We start from the raw sequence: 15,833 nt of genomic DNA on the forward strand, positions 1-15,833 counted from the left end.
TCCCCCAATGCCCTGCATGAACGCTGTTCAAAATCCCTCTTTTACTGGGTTTTCCATCCGCGGTGCTACAGTTTCTCGCTATGAAGAAGAACTCTCTCGCCACAGATCTTGCCTACGTGGCCGTCTTTACCGCACTTGTCATTGTCCTCGCTTTCGTCTCCATCCCTATCGGCACGGCTGGCGTTCCGATCGTCCTCCAGAACGCCGCGCTCATCCTCGCCGGCTTGGTGCTTGGCGGCCGTCGCGGCATGTACGTCGGTCTCCTCTTCCTCTTCCTCGGTCTCGCTCTTCCTGTCCTCGCAGGCGGCGGCACCACCCTGCGCGCACTCGCGGGCCCCACGGCCGGCTACATCATCGGCTACGTCATCTCCCCCGCCATCGCTGGCCTCATCGCCTACCGTTCCCCGCGCAACAAGGGCGGCATGACCGTCATGCTCGCCATCGCAGCATTCGTCGGCCTTGCGGTGCAGTACACCTGCGGCGCTCTGGGCCTCATGGTGCGCTCGGGCATGGAGGCATCGGCAGCCTTCGCGGCCCAACTGCCCTTCATCGCGCCGGACTCCGGCAAGCTCGTCGTCGCCATCCTCATCGCGCTCGCTGTCCACGCCGCGTTCCCGGATCTTATGGGCCACAAGAAGACCGCTTCGAAGAAGGCCGCCGTTGCCTAAGGTCGAATTCCGCGGGGTGGGCGTGTCCTATGACGAGACGCTCATCCTCGACGACATCAACCTCACGCTTACCGAACAGCGCATCGGCATCATCGGTGAGAACGGCGGCGGCAAGTCTACGCTCACGCGTCTTATCAACGGCCTGGGAGAGCCCACCACTGGCACCGTCACCGTCGACGGCCTCGACGTCGCCGAGCACGGCAAAGAGATCCGCCAGAAGGTCGGCTTCGTCTTCTCTGACGCCGAGAACCAAATTGTCATGCCGCAGGTGCGCGACGACGTCGCCTTCTCCCTGCGCCGCTTCAAGCTCCCCAAGGCCGAGCGCAACCAGCGTGCCGATGCCGCCCTTGACCGCTTTGGTCTCGCCGACCGCGCCGAACAATCGCCGCACACCCTCTCCGGTGGACAAAAGCAGTTGCTAGCGCTGGCCGCCGTACTCGTCATCGACCCAGTCCTCATCATCGCGGACGAGCCCACGACGCTACTCGATTTGCGCAACCGTGACCGCATCAAGCGCGAGTTTGCCAAGCTTGAGCAACAGCTCATCGTCGTTACCCACGATCTCGAGTTCCTTTCGGACTTCGACCGCGTCATATGCATCGACGACCACCACGTGGCCGCCGACGGCACGCCCGATGAGGTCATCTCTTTCTACCGTGACCTCATGGCCACCCGTCCCCTCTAAAACATGAAACGCCGCACGAATATCCCGCTGTCCGTCTACGTTCCAGGCGACACGTTCATTCACCGGATGAAGCCGAGCTGGAAGATCCTCATTCTGATCGTCTTCATCCTGGTGACGAGCATCTTCTGCCGCACGATACCGCTCGCCGCGGCCTCCGTCTTACTCCCGGCGCTCGCCTTTGTCATCGCAAAGGTTCCGCCGAAGATTGCGTGGAGCCAGATGTGGCCGCCGCTGTTTATCCTCGTTCCACTCGCCGCCTTCCAGTGGTGGGCTCGCGACTTCGAGTACGCCGTGGTCATGTTCCTCACCATCTTCGCCGCGATGATGGCCGCATTCCTCCTCACGCTCACCTCCACGGTGGACGCCATCATGGAGTCCCTCGAGGACTCCCTGCGCCCACTCGCCCGCTTCGGGTTACCGGTGGAAACCATCAGCCTCGCCATGTCGCTCACCATCCGGCTCATCCCGCTCATGTTCGAGACAGTCTACGAGGTCCTCGATGCCCGCAAGGCCCGCGGCGCCGGCTTTAGTCCGCTGGCTTTCGGCACGCCGGTCATTATCCGGTCCATCCGCCGCGCCCGCGCGATGGGCGAAGCGCTCCAGGCCCGCGGAGTCGGCGACTAGGACGCCAGCCTGGATTTCAGAACAAGGAAGGACCCAGAACCGCGCGCATCTGGGTCCTTCGTTGTTCCACACTGCTATCGGCTGATCGCACTACGCCCGGCGGCGTGGGGTTGCGTGGGCGTATTCCTGTCGCAGGGTACGCAAGCTGGCGGACTTCTATCAGATGGGTATTACTGCGGCTAAAAGCTACAGCCCGCGGTAAAAGGCAAACGTGGAAAGAGCTGTCGACATTGCGCAGACCTGGTGCGCGGAATACTTGGATGACCAGGAGTTCTACAGTTATGACCAGCTCAATGAAGCCTTGGTTGTGCAAACGGACTTCATCAATGATAGGCCGTACTTTCGAGGTCAGAAGGTCTCACGTCGGCAACTGTTTGAACTAGCTCCTTTTTCGCGGTGACTCTGGGCGGTAGGGGGCAGGGCGTTGGCTTGGATCCGGGCCCCAACTCGGCTCCGGTAGCGGATACCAGCTAGGCATCCGCGGCAGCATCGCTAATACATCCTCACGAATCCATCCCATTTGTAGCTGAACGATCCGATAATCATCGTCGGGATATTCTTCGTTCAGACCAGCCGTCCACCGTTCACAATGAGCACGGTGAGACACTGCGTGCTCACCAATTGCATTGAATTCTGATTCATGCGGCTCTCCGTGAAAACTCACAGCGATCAAAAACTCTTCACCGGTCTCAAGTGGACGGGTGATCCCGTATGTGCCGTGGAGACTTTTCCTATAGTCGATTGTGACACATTCACACGAGAGAAACTTGTAGTCCAACCCACTAGTTAGCTCTTCCATTTCGGGATAGTCGTCCATTGCATGGACTGCCCACAGTTCCTCGGATTGACGCCACCACCACCTATAGTAACGTTGGCAATCGGGCAAAACGTTAGGTGGGTACATTGGACTCATTTTATTCCACACTCCAATCGTGTATTTGGTGGATAGGCACGTGCATAGTACTTCTTTCCACTTACATCGATAGTTCCAGCAACCGAACCACCGAAGATTGTCTTCTTGTCCCCGTCGCATTTATATGCAAGGGCCTCAGACTTTAAGCTCGCCTCACTTAAGCTATGATTTTCAAACTCCGCTAATTTGACAAATGATCCCATTGGCAACGGAAACCATTGATGGGCATGCAGACTTAGCGAATGGTCGATTCTCGTTACCCGTTTGGAACACTTAGTATAAGCCTTAAATCCGACTATCTTGTCTTCACCCGTGGCACCGCTTTTTGTGCGTCGATGAATATACTGCGGTTCAAGCACGCACGGGCCATATTCTTTGGTAATTGCGGCTCGCTCGGCAACCGCCGGAACACTCCCGTATCCGTTCTGCAAAATGCTGTTTTCGATGCTCCGGAAATACTCTTCCGCGTCAGCAGGAGATGGAAAATAGATGTAAGGAGTCACATATCCGTCAGAGCCATCAAAGACCTTGCCTCGAATAATTCCATTCTCAAACTGCTGCGTTGCTTGCAGAGTTCCCTCTTCAACCACGGCATCAGCAATGGGGTAACCATACTCACCCACTTCAAATCCAGCTGCACCCCATTTCTTAAGTATTTCCCCCTCCACGGAGTGCGCACCAAACCGTGGATGCCAATAAATGGATCCGCCTTGAAATCGCGAAAATCGCCCAACCCGATCTGGCGTCATCGCCTCATCTGCCACAGGAAAGCCGAGCGTCGAGTTTGTTCCACCTTCAGCCAACCACTTGTCTAAAATTAAGCCATTGATGCTCGCCACTTGGAAGCCTTGAAGTGCCGGACTTCGATAAATCCTGCCGCCTTCAAATTGCTGCATCCAACCTGAAACCTCACCGTCGAGAGCGGTCGCACCGTTGACTGGGTTTTCGCCACTGGTCGGATAACCAAGCCATCCCGCTTCCCAGCCATTGCGCGCCCACACTGCGGCAGTCATTCGAGACACCGCATGCGCACCATGCTCCGGCGACCGGGCCTGACCCCTGGAAAGTAGACACGTCGGGGGTTAGCTATGCTGCTTGGGTCAGTGTAGCTGATGTGAGTGCTTCGAAGTCATCGGGGGCTAGAAGGTTGCACCAGGAGTGTCGTCTGCGTGTGTTGTAGCGCATGCACCATCGGAAGACTTCCTGCCGGCAGATAATGGGATTATCAAAGACTTTCCGATCACGTAGCACTTCACGTTTTAAGGTGGCGTTAAATGACTCTGCCAGGGCATTATCGGCACTAGTTCCCACCGCGCCCATGGATTGGCGCACACCAAGTTGGGCGCAGTGGTCCCTAAACGCCTGTGAGGTGTACACACTTCCATGATCAGAATGGAAAATAGCCCCGTCAAGGCTTCCGCGGACTGTGCTGGCATGGGACAAAGCCTCGATGACCAGTGAGACACGCATGTGGTCTGCGAGTGCATAACCTGCAAGTTTTCGTGAATAGGTGTCAATGACCGTGGCAAGGTACATGTTCTTACCGCCCTTACACGGCAGGTAGGTAATGTCGCCGACATACACACGGTTCGGCTCGTCAGCGGTGAATGTACGGCCTACTAAATCTGGCATGACACGGTGACCAGGCTTACGCCTAGTGGTGATGCATCGACGCCGTTTGCTAAAGCCTTTTAGCCCCATGGATTTCATGATGCGTGCGACCTTCTTATGGTTGATCGGGCCGAAGTCCGTATCGTCGTTGAGGCTTGCAGCGATGCGTTTAGCACCATAAAGCCCGTTCTCATCATCGAAGATGGCCTTGATTCTTGCACCAATAAGGGCATCGGAATACATCTTTAACCTGCGATTTTCGCGGGTGTTGACCCATTTATAAAACGAGGAGCGATTGAGCTTTAACACATGGCACATCCGCTTGACCGAATACTCGGTTCGGTGGTCATAGACAAACTGGAAGCGGATCACCAGCGTGTCTCTTCGGCAAAATATTTCGCGGCCTTGCGCAGAATATCGCGTTCTTCGCGCAGCTTCGCGTTCTCTTTTTCTAGCTGGCGGATTCGCTCGGAATCAGTCGTCTCCTTGGCGTTGTCGCGCATGGCCTTCGTGCGGGCACGTTTGCCGGTGCCGTATTGCTGAAGCCAGGAGAAAAGCGAGGAACGATTGACTCCAAGCTCTGCTGAAGCCGCGTGAAGTGAAAGGTCCTCATTGTTTTCATAGAGGGCCACAGCATCACGTTTGAACTGTTCGGAGTACCTAGGCATGGTGGTAGATTACCTTTCTTCCCAACCCAACCGGGCTGGATATCAGGTGTCCACCAAACAGGGGTCAGGTCCACCAGTAAATCCACCCATTAACAAACTGCTGACGGAAACCTCGCCCGTCAGGGTTTTGTTTCTTCACCTCCGTTGGGTAAAGAAGCCAACTCGTCAGACCTCCTAGACGCTCATATTGATCGAGAGTTGCACCGCACACTTCAATACCCGTTGGCCAAAAGGACTCACATCGATATGCTGCCCGCGCCAAGCTATCGACCTGAGAACTTTCCTCTGCAACGGTCACCTCAGCATAATCCGCACGTTGCCGATCAACATCAAGCGGCACCCCATAACGATCCGACCACATGCTACCTTGAACCAATTCACTCTGCGGTTGGCTATCTTCAACTACCCTTTCGAGTAACTCGCGAGTTTGCTCAAGATCCTGCTGTGTCTGGCCCTTCTGGCCATCGACAGTAACAGGCTCATCCTCAGGAAAATAAAACTCCTTCTCGTAATCCTCCCGGTCTTCAGGTGCAACAACACGAAGCCCTGAAGTCTCCTCAGAAATTGGCTGCGATTCCATAGCCGGTCTAACTGGAAAATCGAAATTCGAGCTGTCCGCAGCTAGCGCAGGTAATGCTTGCAACGCCAACAGAATTACAGTACCGAAAATGCTCGTTTTCCACCTACTTCGACCAACCAGGCCCTTGTGCGAGCCTTGTGTCACTGGGGTTGCCCGCAAATCGTGGACACGTAGTGGAGCTACCTAGTGGTTAGGCAGCTATTTCTTTTCTGCTGTTGATTGAGCCGGTGTGGTTCTCGAAGTCGACGGGGCTGACCATTCCGAGTGCAGAGTGCCGGCGCCGGCGGTTGTAGACGACTTCCATCCAGTAGGCAACGGCCTTGCGTGCAGCATCACGGGTAGGCCATCGCTTACGGTCGTAGAATTCAGTCTTTAGCGTCGACCAGAACGACTCGGCCATCGCGTTATCGAAGCACACGCCAGTGCGCCCCACAGACTGAGCGATGCCCAGGTTGCGGCACACTTCCCAGAGCTTCTCACTGGTAAATTGCGTTCCACGGTCAGCGTGAAACACCAGCCCATCAGGAACGTCACCGCGTAGCGTATGCGCCATCCGCAGGGCCCGTTCAACCAGGTGTGTGTCTTGAACGCTATCCATTGCCCAGCCCAGTACCCTGCGGGAATGACCATCGCGGACCGCGCACAAATACAGCCAGCCCTCACCGGTGCGAAGGTAGGTAATATCCGACATCCACACCCGGTTGAGCTGACCAGTATCAAACATGCGCTTGACCAGGTCAGGAAGAGTTGACTTACGCTTGGATTGAATGGTTGTCACCGGGACAAAGGCACGCGGTGAAATCCCTTCAATGCCCATCATGCGCATCCGCTTCGCCACAGTCTTACGGTTAAGTGAAATGTAGTAGCGCTCGGCGAGCTCTGCGGTGATCCGCGGAGCACCATAAACCTCATCGGAGTCTTTCCAAATCTGATGAATCTTTCGGTCAACATCATCGTAAAATGCTGACCGATCATCCTTTCCGGATAGTCGTTTCTGCTGCGCATGGGCCCATTTGTAGTATCCAGACCGAGACACTTTTAATAGCCGTGCCATGCGTTTGATGCTGTAGTTTGCCTTCTCCTGCTGCATTAGTTCGAACTTTTCTGCTCGCGTTGCTTCGCGGCGAAGAAGGCTGTCGCTTTTGACAAAAACTCATTATCCATCTTGGCTTCTGCCAACTCACGGCGCAGACGAGCATTCTCAGCACGAAGATCAGCCTCACTCATCCCATCTGAGGATCCTCGGCGTTCACGCTCGAGTTTGACCCACCGGCCTAAAAGCCCGGCGGAAACACCGATTTCCTTAGCCACATGAGCGATCGGTCGCTCTGACTCGATTACCAGGTTTGCGGCTTCACGCCGGTACTCCGGCGTGTATTTCTTGCGCTGTTGACTCACAATGAACATCCTCTCTTACGGACACAAGATCCGTACAAATAGGGTGTCCACTAAACGAGGGTAACCTCATCACCATTTCGCCTCCTCAGCTTTATGTGATGTAGTTACTATTTTCAGATTATTGTAATTGCTCGCACTTGACATCGTGTTGGAAACAACAACTAAAAGTTCCACCACTTCAGCCCAGCCCCTCACTCCGCGAAACTCATCACCTGCCCCTAGGGCTTCAACTAGATCAAGGCCGACTACACCCCATTCAGCCGGGAATGAGGTTACCCTCGTTTAGTGGACACCCTATTTGTACGGATCTTGTGTCCGTAAGAGAGGATGTTCATTGTGAGTCAACAGCGCAAGAAATACACGCCGGAGTACCGGCGTGAAGCCGCAAACCTGGTAATCGAGTCAGAGCGACCGATCGCTCATGTGGCTAAGGAAATCGGTGTTTCCGCCGGGCTTTTAGGCCGGTGGGTCAAACTCGAGCGTGAACGCCGAGGATCCTCAGATGGGATGAGTGAGGCTGATCTTCGTGCTGAGAATGCTCGTCTGCGCCGTGAGTTGGCAGAAGCCAAGATGGATAATGAGTTTTTGTCAAAAGCGACAGCCTTCTTCGCCGCGAAGCAACGCGAGCAGAAAAGTTCGAACTAATGCAGCAGGAGAAGGCAAACTACAGCATCAAACGCATGGCACGGCTATTAAAAGTGTCTCGGTCTGGATACTACAAATGGGCCCATGCGCAGCAGAAACGACTATCCGGAAAGGATGATCGGTCAGCATTTTACGATGATGTTGACCGAAAGATTCATCAGATTTGGAAAGACTCCGATGAGGTTTATGGTGCTCCGCGGATCACCGCAGAGCTCGCCGAGCGCTACTACATTTCACTTAACCGTAAGACTGTGGCGAAGCGGATGCGCATGATGGGCATTGAAGGGATTTCACCGCGTGCCTTTGTCCCGGTGACAACCATTCAATCCAAGCGTAAGTCAACTCTTCCTGACCTGGTCAAGCGCATGTTTGATACTGGTCAGCTCAACCGGGTGTGGATGTCGGATATTACCTACCTTCGCACCGGTGAGGGCTGGCTGTATTTGTGCGCGGTCCGCGATGGTCATTCCCGCAGGGTACTGGGCTGGGCAATGGATAGCGTTCAAGACACACACCTGGTTGAACGGGCCCTGCGGATGGCGCATACGCTACGCGGTGACGTTCCTGATGGGCTGGTGTTTCACGCTGACCGTGGAACGCAATTTACCAGTGAGAAGCTCTGGGAAGTGTGCCGCAACCTGGGCATCGCTCAGTCTGTGGGGCGCACTGGCGTGTGCTTCGATAACGCGATGGCCGAGTCGTTCTGGTCGACGCTAAAGACTGAATTCTACGACCGTAAGCGATGGCCTACCCGTGATGCTGCACGCAAGGCCGTTGCCTACTGGATGGAAGTCGTCTACAACCGCCGGCGCCGGCACTCTGCACTCGGAATGGTCAGCCCCGTCGACTTCGAGAACCACACCGGCTCAATCAACAGCAGAAAAGAAATAGCTGCCTAACCACTAGGTAGCTCCACTACGTGTCCACGATTTGCGGGCAACCCCAGGAACTCGAACCAGTACCCCGAGCTCATCCTCGATCCCTACTTCAACCAGACTTGCACAATTTGTCCTAGTCCAAAACCTCATGGACATAACAAATTTTTCCTAGTCCGCGAGTTTTGGCTTAGGCTTTGAGGATTCTGGTGATCAGATTTGTGGATTCTTCGTCGATGTCGGGGTGGGATGTCGTAGCCACTATATAGGAAGCGACGAACGGCATGATTGACCCCGATACTTTTAAGAACGATCGCGACCACCGACTCATCTCCTACGCCGAGCGCGAAAGGTATATCACAGCGGCCACAACGTCACTACCGGAGTCGGTACCCAACGAATATCGAGAATTTTTCACCCAATACGGCGACTTCAGGGCACCGGGTTTCGTACTAGTTTCGCCTCACTACGATCCGCGGGAGATGTACTACATCGATACTGGCTACGGAGCCTTCGGTGACTTGTGCCAGGGCTTTGGCCTCGACTTACAGTACTGGTTCCCGGTGGAACACTATGACGGGTTTTCCTACGCGGTGCATCACCGCCTTCCCGACGGCACAATTGAATTCGGTTCCTACGACTTCTCGAACCAGGCCTATTACCGCGGACCATTCTCATCCATGAAGGAATGGATGGCGTCCCACGCTCGGTCGTCCTAATGGACCGCCATCGGTGGCGACGGCGCACGCCAGGATTTAGGGACAGATTTTAGGACAATGAGGGGTCCGGAACCGCGCGGTTCCGGACCCTTCGTTGTTCTAAACTGCCGTCGCTAGGCGCAACGAAGCCCCGGCATCCTACTGATGCCGGGGCCCGAGCTATCTTAGGTTACTGCTCGCCGCGGAGCTCGCGGAGGCGAGCCTGGACGGCGTCGTCGGAGGCCGTGTTGGGCTGTGCGGCGGCATCGGCAGCCGAGGAGGCGGTAGACGGTGCCTCGATGGCGTCTGCCTTGGTGCCCTCGACGGACTTCGGGGCGTTCATCTCGGCGCGGATTTGCTCGAGACGGGAGTGGCCCGCCATCTGGATGCCCGACTGCTGGACCTCGCGCATGCGGGCGTCGACGGTGTTCTCCGCGAGCTCAGCCTGGCCCAGCGCGTTGGCGTAACGACGCTCGATCTTGTCACGCACAGCGTCGAGCGACGGCGTGTTGGTATTGGTGAGCTCGTTCATGGACTGCAGGGACTCGGAGACCTTCTCCTGCATCTTGGCCTGCTCGAGCTGGGAGAGCAGCTTGGAGCGCTCCTGGACCTTCTCGCGCAGCACGGTGGCGTTGCGCTCGACAGCCTGGCGAGCCGCGGCAGCCTGCTGCAAAGCCTGGTCGTGGAGCTTCTTCGTGTCCTCCACGGACTGCTCGGCGGTGACGAGCTGCGCGGCAAAAGCCTCGGCAGCGTTCTCGTACTCGATGGCCTTGGCCTCGTTGCCGTTCGCGCGCTCCTTGTCGGCGAGTTGAATGGCCTGGCGGGTGTTCGCCTGCAGCTTCTCAATGTCGCCCAGGCGGCGGTTGAGCTGCATCTCCAGCTGGCGCTGGTTACCGATGACGGCAGCAGCCTGCTGGGAGAGCTCCTGGTGCTGGCGCTGGGCCTCGGAGATGGCCTGCTCAATCTGTACCTTGGGATCCGCGTTCTCCTCGATCTTGGAATCAAAGAGTGCCATGAGGTACTTCCATGCCTTCACAAACGGGTTAGCCATAGCTTCTGTGTGGCCCTTTCTCCTAAAGAATTTCGTTTCTAATCCGGCCACCATCCTAGTCAAGCGTTCGGCCGGGCGCCGCCATTCTCCCCTACGGGGTAGGCATTTGTCATCGATTCGCCACCTCATTGCCGGGAAACACACAGGTTCTGGCTCGACGCGCACGAGACGACCCTCGGAGGATAGCCATTCATGCAGGATGCGCCTCTTGGCGTGAATCCGCGAGCAGGGTGAATGACCATCCTCGGAGGGCCAGGTAGGTCCAGATACGCACAAGCACCCGCGCGGAGGCGGGTGCTCTGTGTCCGAGTTTAGGCCTCGGAGGCGGCGGGAGCGGTGTTGGCCAGCTCCTCCTCGACGGAGGGCAGAACCATGTTGCCGGCGGCCTCAATGAGGACCTCCGCCACCGTGGTGTCTAGGCCGTGGCAGACGGCGGCGAGCATCTCCGAGGAGACCTCCTTACGGCCGCGCTCGAGCTCAGACAGGTAGCCGGGCGAGACGTGGGCGATGGCTGCGAGTTCGCGCAGCGTCACGCCCTTGTCCGCGCGGAAGGCACGGAGGGTAAGTCCAAGGGCTTCGCGTAGGAGCGGCTCGGGTGTATGACGGCGCTCGGCCGGAGCCACGGACGTGGAAACGGTCTTATCAAGTAGTGCAGTAGTTGTGTTCATCACTGAGTACAACGGGCCGCGGTGCAAAGTTGTTCCCGCTCGACTCAATTTTCTTTCACGGGTGCTGCTGCCAGGCATTCTGCGAGGAAATCAAAGGCTTGGTCCACGGCGCCGCGGCGAATCTCGGCGCGCGTCCCGCCCAGGCCCACAGCGGCGAATTCCTGACCGTCGTTCGCAGCGTTGTTCCAGATACCGATGTAGACGGTGCCGGGTGCCTTGCCCTCTTGGAGGTCGGGGCCTGCGACGCCGGTGAGCGAGACGCCCCAGTCGGCGCCGGTTTCGCGCACGGCGGCATGGGCCATGACCCGGGCAGTCGCGGCGGACACAACGCCTTGGGCCTCGAGTACTGCGACGGGCACACCCGTGAAGTGACTCTTGACCTCAGTCGCGTAGGTGACAAGGCCGCCGCGGAGGGCGGCGGAGGAACCGGGGGCATCGGCAAGCGTGGCGGCGGCAAGACCTGCGGTAAGGGACTCGCAGAACGCGACGGTCTCTCCGCGGGCGACGAGGAGGGCGAGAAGATCGGCGCTACGCATTTTCACGCCGGCCATCGATGAGGTACTGGATGCCGGTCACGACGGTGACGACGACGGCGAGCAGCATGACCACGAGGTTGGGCACGTCCATCCAGTGCGGCAGCGGGCAGAGGTACAGCCCCACGGCAAGCGACTGGAGCGCGGTCTTGAGCTTGCCGCCCTTGGAGGCCGGCACGACCTTGCCCTGGCGCAGGAGGAACATGCGCCAGAAAGTAATGCCCAACTCGCGCACGAGAATGACGATGGTGATCCACCACGGCAGGCCGTAGGCAATGTTGAGGCAGATGAGCGCGGTGGTCATGAGCGCCTTGTCTGCGATGGGATCGGCGATTTTGCCGAAGTCCGTCACGATATTGCGGGCGCGGGCGATGTCGCCGTCGAGCTTGTCCGTGATCATGAGCAGGACGAAGACGATAAACGCCCACCACTGGTGGTCAGTGAGCGCGAGCCACGCGAAGACAGGAATAAAAAGAATGCGAAGACTCGTCAACAGATTGGGCAGGTTCCAATTCGACGGCTTCTGAGCGGGGCTTGCGGTATTCACGCCAGTTATCCTACCCGTTCCCCCTCCCCGCCCGCGGGCTACCGCCTACACTTGGGGCCATGAAGTACTTCGCCTTTATCTACGATTACAACCCCAACGACCCCCGCCTCGCCGATGTCCGCCCGAAGCACCGTGACTTCATCAACGATCTCAAGGCACAGGGCCACATTCTCGGCTCCGGCCCGTTTACTGATTCGAAGGGTGGCGCGCTCATCGTCACGCAGTACGAGGACGAGAACACAACCGTCGCCCAGGCTATTGAGCTCATGGACGGCGACCCGTTCCACACGGAAGGCATTGTCACCGCGCGTGCCGTGCGCGAGTGGAACCCGGTGATTAATAGCTTCGAGGACTAAGACAAAAGAAACGCCCCGCGTCATCGCGGGGCGTTAGTGCGTTGTGGGGTTAAGGCAGTTGTGCCTTGGGAACCTCGGAGGCAAAGCCGATGAGGTCGCCCTTCTTGTCGCGGACAATCTTGTTGCCCTCGTCATCCCAGTCGTAGTGGTTGTGGGAGACGCGGATGCCGCCTTGGGCCTCGTCGCGCTTGTTCTTCCAGATAGACAGCAGCACCGTAATGGTGAGGATACTGACAATCGTGATGAGCGAGCCGACGGTGGAAATCTCTGGGGCACCGTGGACGTCCTCGCCGCCGTTGATGAACGGCAGGTTGTTATCGTGGAGGGCGTGGAGCAGGAGCTTGGACCCGATGAAGAACAGGATGAGTCCGAGACCGTAGGGCAGGTAGACCAGACGGTCAAGGAGGCCGTCGAGCAGGAAGTACATCTGGCGCAGGCCCATGAGCGAGAAGGCGTTCGTGGTGAAGACGAGGTAAGCCTCGCTCGTGATGCCGTAGATAGCCGGGATGGAGTCGAAGGCGAACATGACGTCAATGGCTCCGATGGCTACCAGGGCAATGAAGAGCGGGGTAAGCCCCTTCTTCCCGGACTTCTCGTCGCGGTGGGTGAGCTTATCGCCATGGTAGCGCGGGGTGACGTGGATGACCTTGCGGAGCATCTTGATGATGAACATGTCGTTCGGGTCGGTCTCCGGGGCATCGCGAATCTCGTCGATAATGAGCTTCACGGCTGTGTAGAGCAGGAAGATCGCGAACAGGTAGAACACGTCCGACCACGCCGCGATAACGGCAGCTCCGAGCAAAATAAAGACGAGGCGGAATGCCAGCGCGAGAACAATACCGATGAGCAGCACCTTTTGCTGGTACTTGCGCGGAATCTTGAAGGCACCCATGATGAGCGCGAAGACGAAGAGGTTATCGATACTCAGCGCCTTTTCCGTCACGTAACCCGTGAGGTACTGCATGCCGTGTTCGTGGTCCCAGACAATCCAGACCATCGCGCCGAAGAGCAGCGCGAGACAGACGTAGAACAAGGTCCACATGCCGGACTCTTTGAGAGTCGGCTCGTGCGGGGTGCGCACGTGGGAGTAGAAGTCAAAGATAAAGAAGCCAAGAATGACAATGAGCGTAACCGCCCATATCCATAGCGGGACGTGCATAAAGACGTATCCTCCGGTCGACGTTGCAAAAAAGACCGGAGGTCTCCCCCGCCCGCCCGCTCCCGCGGGCGCGGAAACTGATGCGGGCCGGCGCGACCGGGAGCCGTGCGACGCTAGGCGCCGCACAACTGACCGTGTTGACGATCAGCGCCGACGGAGTGGGGTACTCCCCTCCAATACTTGGGCTAGCTTACACGAAACCCCGTGGCACTCGTAAGCGCCACGGGGTTTATGGTCACAGCCGGATTAGAACGCGCCGGAGGACGGGTTGTACGTCGCCTCGACGGTCGTCGTCCCCTCAGTGTCCGAGCTCTCCTCGGCGGAGTCAGCCTCCAGGTCAAGCTCCTCCTGGACTTCCTTGGGTGCCTCGGCCGGGTCGGCGCCCTTCAAGTACCACAGCATGGTCTCGAGTTCCTCAGGCTTGGTGAGCACCTCGCGGGCCTTGGAGCCCTCGGAGGGACCGACGATACCGCGAGATTCCATAAGGTCCATGAGGCGGCCGGCCTTGGCGAAGCCGATGCGCAGCTTGCGCTGGAGCATCGAGGTCGAGCCGAGCTGCGAGGTGACGACGAGCTCGACGGCCTCGAGCAGGTCGTCGAGGTCCTTTCCGATGTCCTCGTCGATATCCTTCTTAGATTCGGCCTGCTTGTCCTCAGTGACGCCCTCCGTGTAGTCCGGTTCGCCCTGTGCTTTAGCGGCGTCAACGACAGCCTGGATTTCGTCGTCGGCGACGAAGGCACCCTGCATACGCACGGGGCGACCACCCTGCGGGATGAACAGGCCATCGCCCATGCCGATGAGCTTCTCCGCGCCGCCCTGGTCGAGAATGACGCGAGAGTCGGTGAGCGACGACGTCGCGAACGCGAGACGCGACGGCACGTTGGTCTTGATGAGACCGGTGACGACGTCCACGGACGGACGCTGGGTGGCGAGTACGAGGTGGATACCAGCCGCACGCGCTTTCTGCGTGATGCGGACGATGGACTCCTCGATCTCCTTCGGGGCGGTCATCATGAGGTCGGCCAACTCGTCGACGACACAGACGATGAACGGATACGGGTGCATCTCGCGCTGCGACCCCGCCGGAGCCTGAATCTCGCCGGAGAGGACCTTGCGGTTGAAGTCCTTGATGTGGCGCACGCGCGCGGACTTCATGTCCATGTAGCGCTGCTCCATCTCTTCGACGAGCCACTGCAGGGCCGCCGCGGCCTTCTTCGGCTGCGTGATGATCGGCGTGATGAGGTGCGGGATGCCCTCGTATGGCGTGAGTTCCACCATCTTCGGGTCGACGAGGATGAGGCGCACCTGCTCCGGCGTCGCGCGGGTAAGCAGCGAGACGAGCATAGAGTTCACGAACGCGGACTTACCGGAACCGGTCGCACCGGCGACGAGCAAGTGCGGCATCTTCTGAATCGAGGAGGAGATGAACTCGCCCTCGATGTCCTTGCCCAGGCCGATGAGCATCGGGTCGTCCGAGGCATGCATATTGTCCGAGTCGAGGACCTCACGCAGGCGCACCATCTCACGGTCCGGGTTGGGGACCTCAATACCCACGGCAGACTTGCCCGGGATCGGCGTAAGCAGGCGAACATTCTCCGTCGCCACGGCGTAGGCGAGGTTGGACTGCAGGTTCGTAATCTTCGAGACCTTGACGCCCGGGCCGAGCTCAATCTCGTAGCGTGTGACCGTAGGGCCGCGCGAGAAGCCGGTGACCTGTGCGTCGACCTTGAACTCGTCAAAGACCTCGGTGATCGCCTCGATGATGCGGTCGTTGACCTCCGTACGGGCCTTCGTCGGTGCGCCAGCGGTAAGCAGCGAGGTCTGCGGCAGGTCGTAGTGCGTGTCCGACTGTCCGGCGGCGCCAGACGCCGCGGGGCTTGCCGATGCCGCCGGGGCCGCAGCCGCAGCCTTTCCAGCCTCGGCTTCCGCCTCCACGTTGCGACCGGTCGCCGGGTCCATGCCGGAGCGGGCGATGATGGCCTCACGGATGGCTTCGCGTGACGACGCCTTGGTGTCAGAAACCGGGGCTTCGGCAGCCGGGGCTGCCTTCGGCGGCGTGGAGACGGCCTGGCTGATACGCCCGGTGGCATCGGCAGCAGCAGCGGCCGCACCGGACACGGCCGCGGCGGTCTTGGCGCCCTCGCGCACGGCACC

The 15,833-nt window shown here is 58.4% G+C and carries 16 protein-coding genes; 6 read left to right on the forward strand and 10 right to left on the reverse strand.

Annotated elements, in window-relative coordinates; translation table 11 throughout:
* Positions 1-80 precede the first annotated feature (80 nt).
* Genes BN9444_RS10020 through BN9444_RS10030 form a run of 3 tightly spaced genes read left to right on the forward strand, consistent with a single transcriptional unit; the run spans position 81 to position 1,977 of the window.
* Positions 81-668, forward strand: a complete 588-nt coding sequence (locus tag BN9444_RS10020) for a biotin transporter BioY (protein ID WP_066486596.1) — start codon at positions 81-83, stop codon at positions 666-668.
* Positions 661-1,353: an energy-coupling factor ABC transporter ATP-binding protein gene (locus BN9444_RS10025; RefSeq protein ID WP_066486598.1), complete on the forward strand. Its 693-nt coding sequence runs from the start codon at positions 661-663 to the stop codon at positions 1,351-1,353. Before BN9444_RS10020 ends, BN9444_RS10025 begins: the two co-directional genes overlap by 8 nt.
* A 3-nt stretch (positions 1,354-1,356) precedes the next feature.
* Complete coding sequence (locus BN9444_RS10030) at positions 1,357-1,977, forward strand: energy-coupling factor transporter transmembrane component T family protein (RefSeq protein ID WP_066486601.1); 621 nt, start codon at positions 1,357-1,359, stop codon at positions 1,975-1,977.
* Positions 1,978-2,886: 909 nt separating this feature from the next.
* Here the strand turns inward: BN9444_RS10030 and BN9444_RS13665 are convergent.
* The 4 genes from BN9444_RS13665 to BN9444_RS10050 all read right to left on the reverse strand — a co-directional run bounded on the left by BN9444_RS13665 (position 2,887) and on the right by BN9444_RS10050 (position 7,156).
* Positions 2,887-3,903 carry an LGFP repeat-containing protein gene (locus BN9444_RS13665; RefSeq protein ID WP_077210075.1) on the reverse strand — a complete coding sequence of 339 codons (1,017 nt, stop codon included), beginning with the start codon at positions 3,901-3,903 and terminating at the stop codon, positions 2,887-2,889.
* Between the two features lie 73 nt (positions 3,904-3,976).
* Positions 3,977-5,169, reverse strand: a protein-coding gene (locus tag BN9444_RS10040; protein ID WP_369814861.1) for an IS3 family transposase whose coding sequence is annotated in 2 segments (ribosomal slippage) — positions 3,977-4,887 and positions 4,887-5,169 — 1,194 coding nt in all. Because the reading frame shifts where the segments join, the coding sequence is not laid out codon by codon here.
* 64 nt (positions 5,170-5,233) lie between these two features.
* Positions 5,234-5,818: an LGFP repeat-containing protein gene (locus tag BN9444_RS14325; RefSeq protein ID WP_141681535.1), complete on the reverse strand. Its 585-nt coding sequence runs from the start codon at positions 5,816-5,818 to the stop codon at positions 5,234-5,236.
* A 121-nt stretch (positions 5,819-5,939) separates the two neighbouring features.
* Positions 5,940-7,156, reverse strand: a protein-coding gene (locus BN9444_RS10050; protein WP_141681489.1) for an IS3 family transposase whose coding sequence is annotated in 2 segments (ribosomal slippage) — positions 5,940-6,895 and positions 6,895-7,156 — 1,218 coding nt in all. Because the reading frame shifts where the segments join, the coding sequence is not laid out codon by codon here.
* Between the two features lie 318 nt (positions 7,157-7,474).
* On the opposite strand from BN9444_RS10050, the gene BN9444_RS10065 reads away from it, so the two are divergent.
* Together BN9444_RS10065 and BN9444_RS10070 are read left to right on the forward strand one after the other, a co-directional pair.
* Positions 7,475-8,691, forward strand: a protein-coding gene (locus tag BN9444_RS10065) for an IS3 family transposase (RefSeq protein WP_141681489.1) whose coding sequence is annotated in 2 segments (ribosomal slippage) — positions 7,475-7,736 and positions 7,736-8,691 — 1,218 coding nt in all. Because the reading frame shifts where the segments join, the coding sequence is not laid out codon by codon here.
* Between the two features lie 260 nt (positions 8,692-8,951).
* Entirely contained in the window at positions 8,952-9,386 is a 435-nt protein-coding gene (locus tag BN9444_RS10070; protein ID WP_066486609.1) for a hypothetical protein, read from the forward strand.
* A 169-nt stretch (positions 9,387-9,555) separates the two neighbouring features.
* Here BN9444_RS10070 and BN9444_RS10075 read toward each other — a convergent pair whose 3' ends face one another.
* From BN9444_RS10075 to pgsA, 4 genes are all read right to left on the reverse strand, one after another.
* Entirely contained in the window at positions 9,556-10,416 is an 861-nt protein-coding gene (locus BN9444_RS10075; protein ID WP_066509621.1) for a PspA/IM30 family protein, read from the reverse strand.
* Positions 10,417-10,727: 311 nt separating this feature from the next.
* Positions 10,728-11,084 carry a helix-turn-helix domain-containing protein gene (locus BN9444_RS10080; protein WP_066487173.1) on the reverse strand — a complete coding sequence of 119 codons (357 nt, stop codon included), beginning with the start codon at positions 11,082-11,084 and terminating at the stop codon, positions 10,728-10,730.
* Between the two features lie 44 nt (positions 11,085-11,128).
* The gene (locus BN9444_RS10085; protein WP_066509625.1) at positions 11,129-11,620 is read right to left on the reverse strand and encodes a nicotinamide-nucleotide amidohydrolase family protein; all 492 of its coding nucleotides are present in this window, start codon (positions 11,618-11,620) and stop codon (positions 11,129-11,131) included.
* Positions 11,613-12,164, reverse strand: a complete 552-nt coding sequence (gene pgsA / locus BN9444_RS10090) for a CDP-diacylglycerol--glycerol-3-phosphate 3-phosphatidyltransferase (protein ID WP_231725011.1) — start codon at positions 12,162-12,164, stop codon at positions 11,613-11,615. The genes BN9444_RS10085 and pgsA overlap by 8 nt, the downstream gene beginning before the upstream one ends.
* Positions 12,165-12,223: 59 nt before the next feature.
* Between pgsA and BN9444_RS10095 the strand changes: the two genes are divergently transcribed.
* Positions 12,224-12,520 (forward strand): YciI family protein, encoded by a 297-nt coding sequence (locus BN9444_RS10095; RefSeq protein ID WP_066486632.1) that lies wholly within the window; start codon positions 12,224-12,226, stop codon positions 12,518-12,520.
* Positions 12,521-12,569: 49 nt separating this feature from the next.
* Here the strand turns inward: BN9444_RS10095 and BN9444_RS10100 are convergent, their stop codons facing one another.
* Both BN9444_RS10100 and BN9444_RS10105 read right to left on the reverse strand, forming a co-directional pair.
* On the reverse strand, positions 12,570-13,679 hold the full coding sequence (locus BN9444_RS10100) for a TerC family protein (RefSeq protein ID WP_068801843.1): 1,110 nt from the start codon (positions 13,677-13,679) through the stop codon (positions 12,570-12,572).
* 246 nt (positions 13,680-13,925) lie between these two features.
* Positions 13,926-15,833: DNA translocase FtsK (locus BN9444_RS10105; RefSeq protein WP_233423577.1), on the reverse strand; the 1,908-nt coding region annotated here is incomplete at its 5' end.

Origin of the sequence: Corynebacterium phoceense (assembly GCF_900092335.1) — a bacterium.
GTDB lineage: Bacteria > Actinomycetota > Actinomycetes > Mycobacteriales > Mycobacteriaceae > Corynebacterium > Corynebacterium phoceense.